The sequence below is a fragment of the Akkermansia muciniphila genome (assembly GCF_018709685.1).
Lineage (GTDB): Bacteria > Verrucomicrobiota > Verrucomicrobiia > Verrucomicrobiales > Akkermansiaceae > Akkermansia > Akkermansia muciniphila_E.
The window spans coordinates 1-12878 of the sequence record NZ_JABDHQ010000004.1 but is presented as its reverse complement, the minus strand read 5'-3'; the positions used below and the strand labels follow the sequence as shown (position 1 = coordinate 12878).

The following is a 12878-nucleotide window of genomic DNA, read 5'->3' as shown; positions in this document are numbered from 1 at the left end:
CTGTCATTGGAACAGGGAACTTCCCGTCCGGCCCTTGGGATAATGGCGGAAGGGTAGCGTAAGCAGATACATCAGCGCAAGCGCCGGAACCTGCATCCACAGCAGGTACCAGGGCCACGGGCCAAGCAGGTCCAGCACGGAGCCGCCCGCCGGAGTAGCGACCGTGAAGCCGTAATTGGTCCCCAGGAGCATGTTGGCCGGATGGACAACGGCCAGATACACGTTGGCGAACAAAAGAGCCCACAGGAAGTCCCAGCGCGCCGGTTTCCATTCCAGGGCCAGCGGCAGGTAAATGGCCGTGATGACCGTCACGCCGTGGGACAGGAAGAAGGCAAAATACGTCCAGGACGGGAAATCATGGGCAACGGAAGGAGTGACGAGTCCCTGAAAAGTGGCGCATAGCACGCAGTAATACACGATGGAACGCAGCAGGCGGGAGGGTATCCACAGGCTCAGGGCGCATAGCACCTGCATGACGGAGCAGAAATGCAGGGGGAGCATCCATGTCCAGCTCTTTTCCGGTTCATCCGCCAGCATGGCGGCCAGGTCCGGAACCAGGCTGAACAGGCAGGCGATACCCAGCCAGAACGTAGTGCGGTTCCGTATGGCTTTCTTGTAGGACTGGCCCAGTTCCATGATGCACAATCCCGCTGCCAGGAGAACGGCCAGAGCCGCCCAGTGGGAAACCCCTGCGAATTCCAGTGGAGGGATGCCGTTCATTCAACGGCTACCATAACAGATGGAGGGGGCCCGGGGCAACGTGAAAAGCGGGACGGGTTTCAGTCTTGCAAATTTGCCCTTCCCGGGCATACTTGCCGGCGGAATGAAACAGGGCTTGTTCATAGGGGTCAGCGCTTTGCTGATGATGGCCGGTCTGACCGGATGCGACGATTCCAGTGAACGGCGCGCCCGTTATGCGGAGAAGAAGCCTGCTCCGCGTCCCCTGGAAAGAACGTTTGATCCTCCCAGAAAAGTTCTTCCGCCCGCCACGCCCGTGAAAAAGGCGCCTGCGTGGATGGATTACAAGGGGGAGGACATGCGGCAGTTGACGGAACTTTCAGGCCGCAAGGTGCTGATTGTCTTTTACGCTCCGTGGAGCCGCCCTGCCATGGACTACGTCCAGGCGGTCAAATCCTACGCTGCGGCGCAGGACGGCAAGGCGTTTGCCGTGCTGATTGACGCGGATGCCTATCCGGACGTGGCCCGCAAGTACGGGCTGGAAGCCGTCCCCCTGACGCTCCTGTACCTGGAGGGAATGAAGCTGAAGGAAATGGTGGGCGCCCTTTCCGCGCCGCGCCTGAACGAACTGATTGAGCAGACGATACGGGTTCAGTAAAGGAATTGCCTTTGCGGGCCTCTGCATGGTTACGGGGAAAATAACCAATTCCCTGCCCATGGACACTCGTCAATAGTTCGGAGAGGAATATTCCTTCTGGAGGCGCTTCTTATATTTTGTATTGGAAGCGGTTTGACGGAATTCCGGGATGTACGGGCGGAAGGCGCATTTACTTCTTCCCGGGCGGAGAGAGTGGAATGTTTAATTATTGACCATCAATGCTTGTATTTTTGATGCCCTTTATTTTCACCTGATTCCTGCGCCGTTTCAGCCCTTTCCCTGCCTGCCGAATACGCGTTGAACGTGTTGATGGGGAGCGGGAAATCTTTCAAGGTGGCCAGGAACTGAATGGTCAGTTCATTCAACAATAAATGAATTGAAAACATAAACACTATGGCTATATCAACTATACCATTTCACCCGCTCGACGCTGAAAATAATCCTCGTTACAAGGTGAAGAAAAAAGACGCTCCCAAAATTGTCTGGCACAAGACGGAAGAAACCGGCGTCCATGACTGGGAAGGATACATCCGTGTTCCCTTTGACAAGGAATGTGCCTTTACCATTCAGATGGACGACAACGGTTACCTGGAAATAGACAACCAGAGAGTGGTGGAACTCAAGGACGGCAACTCATCCAAGAAGGCAGAGGGCAAGAAGGAACTCAAGCAAGGTTACCATTACGTCAAGCTCCATCATGAAAACCTGAAGGTTCCGGATTCTATTGCACCCTATCCCAATGCGGAAGAATTCGTTCCTGAAATGGATGGGGGTGACCTGGAACTCTGGGAAATTGATGCCCCCGTCAATCTCTGGAAGACGGAGGATGCCCAGAAACTGCTGAAATGCTACAATGTGGTGGATTATGTCACCATGCCCAATCCCGGACAGGTTTGGTCCTATATCGGAGGGTGGCTCTATCAGGCTCACCTGAAGGAAATTGAGGACAATGTTCCTGAGCAATTGCGCAACTATTATAACAGCTGCGCCTTGCGGATGAGTATCGCGTTGAGTTCCTTCGGTAAGGACTTGAAGAACGAAGCAGGAGCGGAGCTCATCGGGGACAAGGCGAACGCCGATGCGCTGGGAGGTAAAACCCACGTTATCACCCGTGCAAGGGACATGGCTGCTTATGTGCAAAAGCTCCTGGGCGACCCTGACTATGCCGACGGCCAGGATACAGGCTATTGCAGCCCGCAGCCGGGCGACATTATTGTGTTTGCCGGAAAGGGCCACGTAGGCATGTGTCCGGGAGACAACATCTCCATTGGCAGTTTCCTGACTGGCCCCATTTGGTTAATCAATCGGGCGACATTGAAAGACGCTGAATAATTCATCAACTTCTTTTTTTACGGAGCGGATGCTTTTAAAGCATTCGCTCCGTTTTTGAACATAATGGGAAAGAAAGTAATCTACCCATTTCTATGGTTAAAAACCCACTCTTTTATTGTTTGCTTTCCGGACTGATAACGGTATCGGCCAGCGCGGCGCCATCTTCCCCCTCCTTTCCCACGCAGGCTGAAGTAGCCGGAGATGCTTCTCTTTACAGCCCGGCCATGCACCTGCGGAAAAGCGACATTCTCCTGGCGGTTATTATTTATAAAACGGTAGAAACGGACCAGGAGATAACGTACTACGCCCGCGTCGTCCAGTCTCTCCGGGGAGACATTCCCGTGGAGGCTTTGATCCAGTGGAGCTGGGCCGCCAATAAACACTCTGCGGTCAGCTTCTCTAAACCGGAACCGGGCAGCCCTCCTAAAACGGAACTGTATTCCGGTAATTATATGTATTATATCCTCGCCTCCTCCAAGGAGGTAAAAAAACTGCCGGACACGCCGGAATCTTTTGCCCCCGCGGGCAATATCCCCGGCCTGGATTCCTATCATCTGGGAGACGACGTCATTTACTTCCCGGTGACGGAGAGCGACCGGGGCCGGGCTATAAGGAAGCTCCTTCATATCGAACCCGCCAGGATCACCGCAGAATCGGAGGCCGCCCGTTTCCAGCCCTCTTCCGGCAAATAACGTCTTACTCTTTTTTCTCTCCCTCTTTCCGGCAAGCCCTTCCTTGTTGCCCGGGCATGTTTCATCCCCCATCCCGTTCCTTTCAGGAAGCAGGCCTTTTTGTATTTCAGCATTCCCCCTGTCCCGGACAGGGGGAATACATGAAAAAACCGGTTCACGTTTCCGTGAACCGGTCCTGAAAAAGGGGGAAGTGTTAAACGCCCAGATTGAACGCCCTGTGCACCACCCGGGCCGCTTCCTCAATGTCTGATTCGTCCACCATCACGGCAATCTTGATCTCCGAGGTGGAAATCATGCCGGTCTTGATGTTGGCGTCCGCCAGGGCCTTGAACGCGGTGGCGCCCACGCCGGAATGGGAACGCATGCCGATGCCCACCAGGGAAAGCTTGGCAAGGCCCGCTTCCGTTTCCACCTTCACGGTGGAGCCCAGGGCGGCCATGACCGGCTTGAGGGCAGCCTGGGCGCGGCCCAGTTCATTGGACGGCATGGTGAAGGACTGGCGGACGTAGCCGTCATGCGCGGTATTGGCCAGAATCATGTCCAGGTTGATTTCCGCCTCAGCCAGGGCGCCCAGCACCTGGGCCGTATAGCCGATCTGGTCCGGAATGCCGGTGATGGTGACGCGGGCCTGGTTGCGGTCAATGGAGATGCCGCGGATGACGACGGCTTCCATGGAGGGAGTTTCTTCTTGCACGATTGTACCGGGGTTGTTGTTCATGGAGTTGCGAACTTCAAAGACGACGCCGAATTTTTTGGCGAATTCCACGGAGCGCGACTGCATCACCTTGGAACCGTTGGAGGCCATCTCCAGCATCTCGTCATATGAAAGGGTTTGTATTTTCTTGGCGTCTTTCACCACGCGGGGGTCGCAGGTGTACACGCCGTCCACATCTGTAAAAATCTGGCACACGTCCGCCTTCAGCGCGGCCGCGATGGCGATGGCGGAAAGGTCAGACCCCCCGCGGCCCAGCGTCTGGACCATTCCTTCCTCCGTAGCCCCCTGGAAGCCGGCGCAGATGAGGATGTTGCCTTCCTGCAGGTACTTGTTCATCAGCGTGGGGTTGATGCTGTGGATGCGTCCGCGCGTATGGCTGCCGAAGGTGGTGATGCCCGCCTGCGCCCCCGTGAAGGACATGGCTTTTTCCCCCAGCTCGTGAAGGGCCATGCAGAGCAGGGCGATGGACTGCTGCTCGCCGGTGGCCATTAGCACGTCCAGTTCGCGTTCACAGGGGGATTCGGACAGTTCCCTGGCAAGGCTGATCAGCTTGTCCGTCACGCCGCTCATGGCGGAAACGACGGCTACCACCTGGTTGCCGTCCCTGGCGGTATCATGGATGCGGTGCGCCACATTGCGGATGCGGTCAATGGTGCCGACGGAGCTGCCTCCGAATTTTTGAACGATAAGAGCCATGTAACAGGATGATGATGTGGGTTAGGATTGAGGAAGAAGATGTTCAATGCGGAGCACGCGGGGATCCGCCGCCACGCAGGAAATGCGCGCAATTTCCGCCAGGGCCTTCTGGAGCTGGCCCCACGGGCACGTGTGCAGGATAAAGACCAGGTCATTCCAGGGTTCCCCGTTTTCAGCAATGTGGCTGGGGGCGGAAGAGGTGGCGGAAATGCCGATGCCGAAGGTTGCCAGGATGCGTGCTATTTCCGCAATGACGCCGGGCTGGTCCGCCACCTGGAAGCGGACGTAATACGGAGTCACCGTGTCGTTGATGTGCATGACTCCGCAGGACTTGGCGTAAGGATTGAAGCCCGTATGGTACTCCGGATAGCGGCTTTCGCGCATGGCGGTGATCACGTCGCTGATGACGGCGGAGGCCGTGGGGTTCTTGCCCGCTCCGCGTCCGTAGAACAGCGTTTCCCCTACAATGTCTCCCGTGACGGAAATGGCGTTGAACACGCCGTTCACGGAGGCCAGGATGTGCCAGTCATGGACAAAGCAGGGCTGAACGCGCAGTTCCAGGGCGTCTTCCTGTCCTTCATGGTAGCGGATGACGACGAGAAGCTTGATCGTATAGCCCAGCTTCTTGGCGAACTCAAAATCGCGGCTGGTGATGTTCTCAATGCCGCTCACGTAAATCTTGTCCGGGGAAATGGTGGTGCCGTACGCCAGCATCGCCAGGATGAGGGCCTTGTGGGCGGCGTCCCAGCCGTTCACGTCCAGGGAGGGGTCTTCCTCCGCAAAGCCCAGCTTCTGGGCCTGGACCAGGGCGTCCGCATAATCCGCCCCGTGTTCCCCCATGGCGGAAAGGATGTAATTGGACGTCCCGTTGATGATGCCCACAATGGAACTGATATGGTTGCAGATCAGGGAATTCTGAAGGCTCTGGATAATCGGGATGCCGCCCCCGGCAGAAGCTTCAAAATAAATGGGTGTGCCCATCTCCGCGGAAAGCTTGAAAATTTCCGCTCCGTACTCCGCCAGAAGGGCCTTGTTCCCCGTGACGACAGGCTTTCCGGCGCGCAGGGCCAGCGTCACCAAGTCGTAAGCCTGGCGCGTGCCGCCGATCAGCTCAATGACGATGTCAATTTCCGGATCATTCACCAGGTCGTTCCAGTCGTCCGTCAGCAATTCCCGTGGAACGGCGGTTTCCCTGGGTTTTTCCAGATTGCGCACGGCGATGCGCTTGATCCTGAAAGGAATCTTGCTCCGGGCTTCCAGGAGGGCATGGTTGCGGCACAGCGTTTCATACACGCCGGAACCGACCGTTCCCAGCCCAGCAAGCCCAAGTTGTATAGGTTTTTCCGTCATTCCTGCGGGGCGATTATGCAAAAAAATCCCTGTAACGCAAGAGCTTTTACCGTTCCGGAAGGGCAGTGAGGCCGCCGTCCGGATGGCATGGAAACAGGTGGGATGGAAAAGGGGCACATAAAAGAACGGCAGGTATGAAAAGAAAGCCCGGAAAAGGACGAATACCGTTTTTGGTAAGGGGAATAGACTTGGAATATTTTTCTGTATGCCGCACGGAGTATTATAAGGGCCGGGAAACCGCGTTGCGATTGGACGGAGTGCGGAGCATGGAGCCCGCAGGGTGAAGGAGTCTGAAAGGCGAATGAGTCAAACCCTTGTTCCCAGCAGCGTGGCATCAGGAAACACGGGGGAAAGGATATATTACCACGGCTTGAGAGGAAAACGGCCAGCCGGGAGCGAAGGCCTCCGGCCTTCGTGCCTGCCGGGTAAACTGGTTTCCCTCGGGAAACTTATGAGGGCCGGAACCCCTCTTATTCGCTGACGCTGGTTCCTGCCGGAACCTTGCGGCGCTTTGAACCGCAGGCAGGCATGGAAAGGACAAAAGGGCAATAAAAAACCCTCCCAGAGAGGAGGGTAAGATTGGCAGCCCCACCAGGACTCGAACCTAGAAATACTGAACCAAAATCAGGTGTGTTACCAATTACACTATGGGGCTGTCTTGCACTGGCATTCCTGCCGTTGCGGGGCGTAGTAAACCACACGGGGCGTAGTCTGGCAAGAGAAAAATGCCCCGTTTCCGGCGTTTGGGGGTCAGTGCCCCGGCTTGATGATGCGGGTATAGCTCAACCGTTTGAACATCAGCATGGGAATGGCTACTCCGATCACCAGGGAGAAGATGATGAAGAACGCCGTGATGCCGTTTTTGCAGATGTCCACGATCAGCCGGTTCATGGTGGACGTATCCTGGTTCTCCTGCATGAACTGCATCAGGGCCAGGATGGTCTTGTACGCGTACACGCCCGGAATCATCGGCAGCAGGGAGGGGAACGCGAAAATCTCCGCCGGGCACTTCACCAGCTTGGCCGTCATGACGCCCAGCATGCCTATGGTGAAAGCGGCGATAAAGGTGGCGCTGGAAATGTCAATGGACCAGGAATGCAGCATGTAAAACCGGAAGGCGTGGCCGATGGCCGCCAGCAGGGCGGAAACGGCAATGGCGCGCTTGGGCGGATTGGAGATGACGGCAAACCCCGTGGCGGCAATGGCGGCCATCAGGCCGTCCAGAAGGATGGAGGAGAGGAAATCCGGGCTCATAAGCTGTTTACCCCCACAATAAGCATGGTTGCGGAAAGGCCGATGGTGATGCAGGTAATCATCATGATGGAATGGACGCCCCGGGAAATCCCCATCAGGATGTGGCCGTGCATCAGGTCCATGATGGAATTGATCATTTGCACGCCGGGCACCAGGAACAGGACGCTGGTGGCCAGGGCGATCTGCGGCGTGGCGCCGATCTGGAAAATGACGGCGCACGCCGCCGCCATGGAGGCGGCGAAGGCGGAAAGAATGATTACGCCGAGAGGATTGTACTTCAACCGGGAGAGCTGCTGCTTGACCAGGAAGCCCAGCAGGGTGGCCACAAACACAGTCAGCATGGCCCACAGGTCCCCGTTGAACAGGCGGCAGAAGGCGGCGTTCCCCACGCTGACCAGCAGCAGGTCCGTCCAGCGGGAAAACCTTTTGGTGCGCACGATGGAACTGAACGCCTGCTCCATCTCCGCAATGCTGACGTTGTTGTCCACCGGGAGCCAGCTTAATTCACTAAGCTGCTGGATCAGGTTCAGGTTGAACGCCAGGGGCTTCAGCTTCCGGACGGAGGTGCGGCGCAGCGTCTCGTCATCCTTGCAGATCAGGCTCATGGTGATGTTGCGCTGGAAGATGGTCATATCCGCGCTGTACCCGTACGCGGCGGCGATGCGGGAAATGTTGCGCACGGCGCGGTTGGTATGCACCCCTGCGCCCATGAGCGTGGTGGCGTACTCCAGCAGGAACTCTGAAAGGGCCTGTATTTGATCGGTATGCTGCATAGATGAAAGGCGGAATGAAAAAGAGGAAAATCAGGAATGGGCGGCCTGTCTTCTGGCGGCGTAATCCTTCTGCTGGTCTTCTCCGGTGGCGCCCACGGTGAAGTAGGTGCTTTCCGGGTGGGAGAACACGAGGGCGCAGACGGCGGAAACGGGCTGCATCATCCAGGTCTCCGTCAGGCTCATGCCCGCTTCCTCCTGTGCATGAAGGAGCCTGAACACGGTTTCCTTCTCCTGGTGGTCCGGCTGGCTGGGATAGCCGCAGGCGGGACGCACCCCGGACTCTTCCGGAATATTCCACAGGAGGCGCAGCCTGTCATGGGCGATGGAAGCGAAGGCCTCCACCAGGCGGTCCGCCAGGGAACTCACCAGCAGGGCGCGGTAGGAATCGTTCCTGTCCTCCCACTCCTTCGCCCAGCGCCGGGAGCCGTGGATGCTGACCGCCATGGCCCCCACGTAATCCTTCACTCCCGCGGGAGCGATGAAATCCGCCAGCGCCATCCGGGTCTTCCCCTGCTTGTTCAACTGCTGCCGCTGGGTCAGCAGGGTGGCCTGGGGAACGTTTCTGGACTCATCCGTCCAGACGGTAATATCGTCATGGCTGGCCGTGGAATTGGCCGGAAAAATGCCGATTACGCCGCGGGCCTGGTAGCGGTTCTCCCTGACGGCCTGGTCCAGCAGGTCGCGGGCGTCCTGGTACAGGGCGGCGGCAGCCTCCGCCTTGGAAGGGTCCTTCGTGCGGAACTCCCGGGCCGCGCGGTTCCAGGAGCCGTGCAGCTCCCAGGCGTGGAAAAAGGGAGTCCAGTCAATCCGCTCAACCAGCTCCTCCACGGTCACGTAATAGCGCGGATCGTCACTGCAGCAGCCGCAGCTGACGGAGCTGTGCAGGCTGCCGATGGAAACCGGCCCCAGGCGTGCGGGCACGGGGGGAAGGTAACCGCCCTCCGCCCCCTTCCAGCGCAGTTCACGGGCTTCCTCCAGGGACAGGAGGTCGCGGGCGGGCTTGTTCTCATGCCTGTTGCGCAACTCCTCCTGCCGGGCCTTCACGGCGGCGATGTAGGAATCCTTCTTCCCGCTCACCAGGGAGGCGGCAGCGGGCACCACCTGGGACGCGTCCACCGTATGCACCACGGCGCCCTGGTAATGGGGGGCTATTTTCAGGGCCGTATGCAGGGCGGACGTGGTGGCTCCCCCCACCATCAGGGGAATGGTCATTCCCCGGCGCTCCATCTCTGCGGCCACGTGGGACATTTCCTCCAGGGAAGGGGTGATCAGGCCGGAAAGCATCACCAGGTCCGCCTGTTCCGCCTCCGCCCGGTCCAGGATGGTATCGCAATGGACCATCACGCCCAGGTCAATCATCTCAAACCCGTTGCAGCCCAGCACCACGCCCACGATATTCTTGCCGATGTCATGCACGTCCCCCTTTACAGTGGCGATCACGGCCTTGCCCGTCTTGGAGGAGCCCTTGCTGTCCGCCTCAATATACGGGGTGAGCCAGGCCACGGCCTGCTTCATCACGCGGGCGCTCTTCACCACCTGGGGCAGGAACATCTTCCCGTCCCCGAACAACTGCCCGACCACCTTCATGCCCTCCATCAGCGGGCCTTCAATCACCTTCAGCGGGGAGCCCAGCTCCCGGAACGCCTCCGCCGTATCCGCATCCACAAACTCGGTAATGCCCTTGATCAGGGAATACTCCAGGCGCTTGGCCACGTCCTGCTCCCGCCACTCCAGCACGGGCTTCTTCTCCGCTCCGGCCTCCGTCTTCTCCGCGGCCAGCTTTTCCGCGTAATCCGTCAGGCGCTCCGTGGCGTCCGGATCCCGGTTCAGCAGCACGTCTTCAATCAGCTTCAGCCTGTCCTTGGGAATATTGTCGTATACCTCCAGCATCCCGGCGTTCACGATGCACATGTCCAGCCCCTGCCGGGTGGCGTGGTACAGGAAGGCGGAATGCATGGCCTCCCGCACCGGGTTATTGCCGCGGAAGGCAAAGGAAACATTGGAAATGCCGCCGGAAATGTGCGTGTGCGGCAGGTTTTGGGAAATCCAGCCTGCGGCCTTGAAAAAATCCAGGGCGTAATTGGCGTGCTCCGCAATCCCGGTGCCGACGGTCAGCACGTTCGGGTCAAAAATAATATCCTCCGGCGGGAACTGCACGCGGTTCACCAGCAGGTCATAAGCCCGCTGGGCGATGCGGACGCGGTCCTCGTAATTGGAAGCCTGCCCCTGTTCGTCAAAACCCATCACCACGGCCGCCGCGCCGTACTTCCTAATCAGGGAGGCCTTCTTCAGGAACTCCTCCTCGCCCTCCTTCAGGGAAATGGAATTCACGATCCCCTTGCCCTGCATGCATTGCAGACCGGCTTCCAGCACTTCCCACTTGGAGGAATCCACCATGAAGGGAACGCGGGCGATATCCGGCTCCGCGGAAACGAGGTTCAGGAACCGGACCATGGCCTCCGGCCCGTCAATCAGGCCGTCGTCAAAACAGAAATCCAGCACCACGGCGCCGTTCTCCACCTGCTGGCGGGCGATGGATACGGCTTCCTCATACTTTCCTTCACGGATCAGGCGCGCGAATTTGGGAGAACCCGCCACGTTGCAGCGTTCCCCCACAAAAAGGGTATTCTTCTCCGGAGTGTGGTTGTACGCCTCATAACCGGACAGGCGCAGCGCGGGCTCCTGCGCGGTTGGAACACGGGGAGCCAGGCCTTCCACGGCGGCCGCAATGGCGCCGATATGTTCCGGCGTGGTGCCGCAGCAGCCGCCCACGATATTCAGCAGGCCCAGGGACGCGTACTCCTTCATGAACCGGGCCATGTCCTCCGGAAGAAGGTCGTACCCCGTGGGGCTGAGCGGGTTGGGAAGCCCGGCGTTCGCGTAAATGGACACATGGCAATCCGCCAGGCCGGAAAGCTCCTCCGCAAAGGAGCGCATCAGGTCCGGCCCCAGGGCGCAATTAATGCCCACGGAAAAAGGACGTACGTGGCGGATGGAATTCCAGAACGCTTCAATCGTCTGGCCGGACAGCGTGCGCCCCGCCTTGTCCGTCAGCGTGACGGACACCATGACCGGAACGGCGGCGTCCGGCTGTTCCTCAAAAACCTCCTGAATGGCGAACAGGGCCGCCTTGGCGTTCAGCGTGTCGAAAATCGTCTCCAGCAGCAGCAGGTCCGCGCCGCCCTCCAGCAGGGCCAGAACCTGGTCGCGGTAGGCCTGCCTCAGCTGGCGGAAATTCACGGCCCGGAACCCCGGGTCATTCACGTCCGGAGACAGGGAGCAGGTAACGGGCAGGGGGCCTATGGACCCGGCCACCAGGCGCGGCCTTCCGTCCGCCGCTTCCGCTTCGTCACAGGCCTGGCGGGCGAGGGCGCAGGCGGCCAGGTTCACTTCCCGGATCAGGGACTTCAGCCCGGGGGCGTCCACTACCTCCTGGAAATAATCCTGGTCCTTGCGGCTCCCTTCCTCCGGACGGTGCCAGAAATAATCGTGCTGGCCGATGCTGGTAGCGCTGAACGTGCAGGTTTCCAGAATATCCGCATGCCCTGTGCTTAGAAAGCGGCGGTGGATGTCCAGGATCACCTCCGGCCTGGTCAGGACCAGCAGGTCGTTATTATTCTTCAGGTCGTTGGGGTAGCGCGCCGCATCCGCAAAACGTTCCCCGCGGTAATCCTTCTCCCCCAGCCTGAACTTCTGGATATTGGTGCCCATGGCGCCATCCAGGATGACAATCCTTTTGCTCAATTGGTCCTTCAGATAATCAAGGCGTTCGAATCTGGATGCTCTGGTCATATGGCGCGGAAAATCTACCGTTCGTCCGTGTTTGGGACAAGGACAATTGGCGTCACGCTTGCCATGGAAACAGGCATTCGTGGCCGTGCGTTTTTAAATCCTTCCGTTTACTCTCATTCTGTCCTGCGGAAATGGATGGAAAATCCGTACTCCGGGAAAAATGTGTACGTGAAATATCTGCGGATGCCTTATCCTCTGGCGCTTGAAAAAGCACGCGAACGGTGCGTTTTTGTCTCAATAATATGAATGTGATAACGGTAGCGGTAAATCTTCTCTTCAACATCCGGAAGATAATCTACGGGAAGCAGTCTTCTCCCGGTCAAAGCCGTTTCCAGTGTTTTCCTTGATGCCTGCCTGTCATGAACCTTTGCCGATCACGAAAAAAATCAGGGCAAATCATGGAAGGTTTGATAATAACATGTTCATAAGATGTGTATAACTCTTGAGGTGATCCCGGTCTGGAGAATCATTCCAGTGGCTTGCCGCTCTTTTCTGGAGCCTGTTTCCAGAATGGAAAAGGCGGCTGGGAGAGTTGGTTTTCTGTTCTTCTCCTGTCCGTTTTGAGTGTAGCTTGAAGGGCTTCATGGCTATTTCTATTTTCTGCCTGGGTTTCCGCATTCATGATTTGGCCGTGTAAAAACAGGATGGACGCTCACCCGAAGATGAAAGGTGATGTAAATAGAATGTGGATAACAGGTGTACAACTAAAGCAGAGTATCTGAAAAAATTAATAAAATGCGCATAAAATAAATGAATAGTGATAAAAAATGAAAGGAGGAAACGTGCAAAGAGGCTCAGCCGCTCCCGTCCGTCTCATGCCGGGAAATTCTCCATTCCTGTAGACCGGATGCTCCCGGTATTTCCTCCGTGTAACTTTCTTTGAGTAACTTAAGAAATTCAACTCTTTAAGGAGAAATTCAGGACAACCGGGATGAAGA

General features: G+C 57.7%; 10 protein-coding genes and 1 tRNA gene. 3 read left to right on the top strand and 8 right to left on the bottom strand.

From position 1 onward, the window contains the following. Positions 1 to 3: 3 nt before the first annotated feature. Complete coding sequence (locus HHJ06_RS03740; RefSeq protein ID WP_215427708.1) at positions 4 to 720, bottom strand: TIGR02206 family membrane protein; 717 nt, start codon at positions 718 to 720, stop codon at positions 4 to 6. Between the two features lie 103 nt (positions 721 to 823). Here HHJ06_RS03740 and HHJ06_RS03735 point away from each other — a divergent pair, with 103 nt between their 5' ends. From HHJ06_RS03735 to HHJ06_RS03725, 3 genes are all read left to right on the top strand, one after another. Next, positions 824 to 1336 carry a thioredoxin family protein gene (locus HHJ06_RS03735; protein ID WP_215427706.1) on the top strand — a complete coding sequence of 171 codons (513 nt, stop codon included), beginning with the start codon at positions 824 to 826 and terminating at the stop codon, positions 1334 to 1336. Positions 1337 to 1729: 393 nt separating this feature from the next. Beyond that, entirely contained in the window at positions 1730 to 2668 is a 939-nt protein-coding gene (locus HHJ06_RS03730; RefSeq protein ID WP_215427704.1) for a T6SS effector amidase Tae4 family protein, read from the top strand. A 224-nt stretch (positions 2669 to 2892) separates the two neighbouring features. Next, positions 2893 to 3360 (top strand): hypothetical protein, encoded by a 468-nt coding sequence (locus HHJ06_RS03725; RefSeq protein WP_251841403.1) that lies wholly within the window; start codon positions 2893 to 2895, stop codon positions 3358 to 3360. A gap of 193 nt (positions 3361 to 3553) precedes the next feature. Here the strand turns inward: HHJ06_RS03725 and HHJ06_RS03720 are convergent, their stop codons facing one another. From HHJ06_RS03720 to HHJ06_RS03690, 7 genes are all read right to left on the bottom strand, one after another. Then, a complete protein-coding gene (locus HHJ06_RS03720; RefSeq protein ID WP_215427700.1) occupies positions 3554 to 4771 on the bottom strand; it encodes an aspartate kinase in 1218 nt (405 codons plus the stop codon). Positions 4772 to 4792: 21 nt separating this feature from the next. Beyond that, positions 4793 to 6121: a homoserine dehydrogenase gene (locus HHJ06_RS03715; protein ID WP_215427698.1), complete on the bottom strand. Its 1329-nt coding sequence runs from the start codon at positions 6119 to 6121 to the stop codon at positions 4793 to 4795. 580 nt (positions 6122 to 6701) lie between these two features. Next, positions 6702 to 6776 (bottom strand) — tRNA-Gln (locus tag HHJ06_RS03710). Between the two features lie 95 nt (positions 6777 to 6871). Further along, positions 6872 to 7375 carry a threonine/serine exporter family protein gene (locus HHJ06_RS03705; RefSeq protein ID WP_215427696.1) on the bottom strand — a complete coding sequence of 168 codons (504 nt, stop codon included), beginning with the start codon at positions 7373 to 7375 and terminating at the stop codon, positions 6872 to 6874. Next, positions 7372 to 8148 carry a threonine/serine ThrE exporter family protein gene (locus tag HHJ06_RS03700; protein WP_215427694.1) on the bottom strand — a complete coding sequence of 259 codons (777 nt, stop codon included), beginning with the start codon at positions 8146 to 8148 and terminating at the stop codon, positions 7372 to 7374. The genes HHJ06_RS03705 and HHJ06_RS03700 overlap by 4 nt, the downstream gene beginning before the upstream one ends. Positions 8149 to 8178: 30 nt before the next feature. After that, positions 8179 to 11940, bottom strand: a complete 3762-nt coding sequence (gene metH / locus HHJ06_RS03695; protein ID WP_215427692.1) for a methionine synthase — start codon at positions 11938 to 11940, stop codon at positions 8179 to 8181. A 466-nt stretch (positions 11941 to 12406) separates the two neighbouring features. Beyond that, positions 12407 to 12562 carry a hypothetical protein gene (locus HHJ06_RS03690; RefSeq protein ID WP_215427690.1) on the bottom strand — a complete coding sequence of 52 codons (156 nt, stop codon included), beginning with the start codon at positions 12560 to 12562 and terminating at the stop codon, positions 12407 to 12409. Positions 12563 to 12878: the final 316 nt, after the last annotated feature.

Bases quoted from the DNA above. Each gene is read 5' to 3' on its own strand.
- HHJ06_RS03740 (WP_215427708.1), bottom strand. From the start codon at position 720: ATGAACGGCATCCCTCCACTGGAATTCGCAGGGGTTTCCCACTGGGCG.
- HHJ06_RS03700 (WP_215427694.1), bottom strand. From the start codon at position 8,148: ATGCAGCATACCGATCAAATACAGGCCCTTTCAGAGTTCCTGCTGGAG.
- metH (WP_215427692.1), bottom strand. From the start codon at position 11,940: ATGACCAGAGCATCCAGATTCGAACGCCTTGATTATCTGAAGGACCAA.
- HHJ06_RS03730 (WP_215427704.1), top strand. From the start codon at position 1,730: ATGGCTATATCAACTATACCATTTCACCCGCTCGACGCTGAAAATAAT.
- HHJ06_RS03735 (WP_215427706.1), top strand. From the start codon at position 824: ATGAAACAGGGCTTGTTCATAGGGGTCAGCGCTTTGCTGATGATGGCC.
- HHJ06_RS03705 (WP_215427696.1), bottom strand. From the start codon at position 7,375: ATGAGCCCGGATTTCCTCTCCTCCATCCTTCTGGACGGCCTGATGGCC.
- HHJ06_RS03715 (WP_215427698.1), bottom strand. From the start codon at position 6,121: ATGACGGAAAAACCTATACAACTTGGGCTTGCTGGGCTGGGAACGGTC.
- HHJ06_RS03690 (WP_215427690.1), bottom strand. From the start codon at position 12,562: ATGAATGCGGAAACCCAGGCAGAAAATAGAAATAGCCATGAAGCCCTT.
- HHJ06_RS03725 (WP_251841403.1), top strand. From the start codon at position 2,893: ATGCACCTGCGGAAAAGCGACATTCTCCTGGCGGTTATTATTTATAAA.
- HHJ06_RS03720 (WP_215427700.1), bottom strand. From the start codon at position 4,771: ATGGCTCTTATCGTTCAAAAATTCGGAGGCAGCTCCGTCGGCACCATT.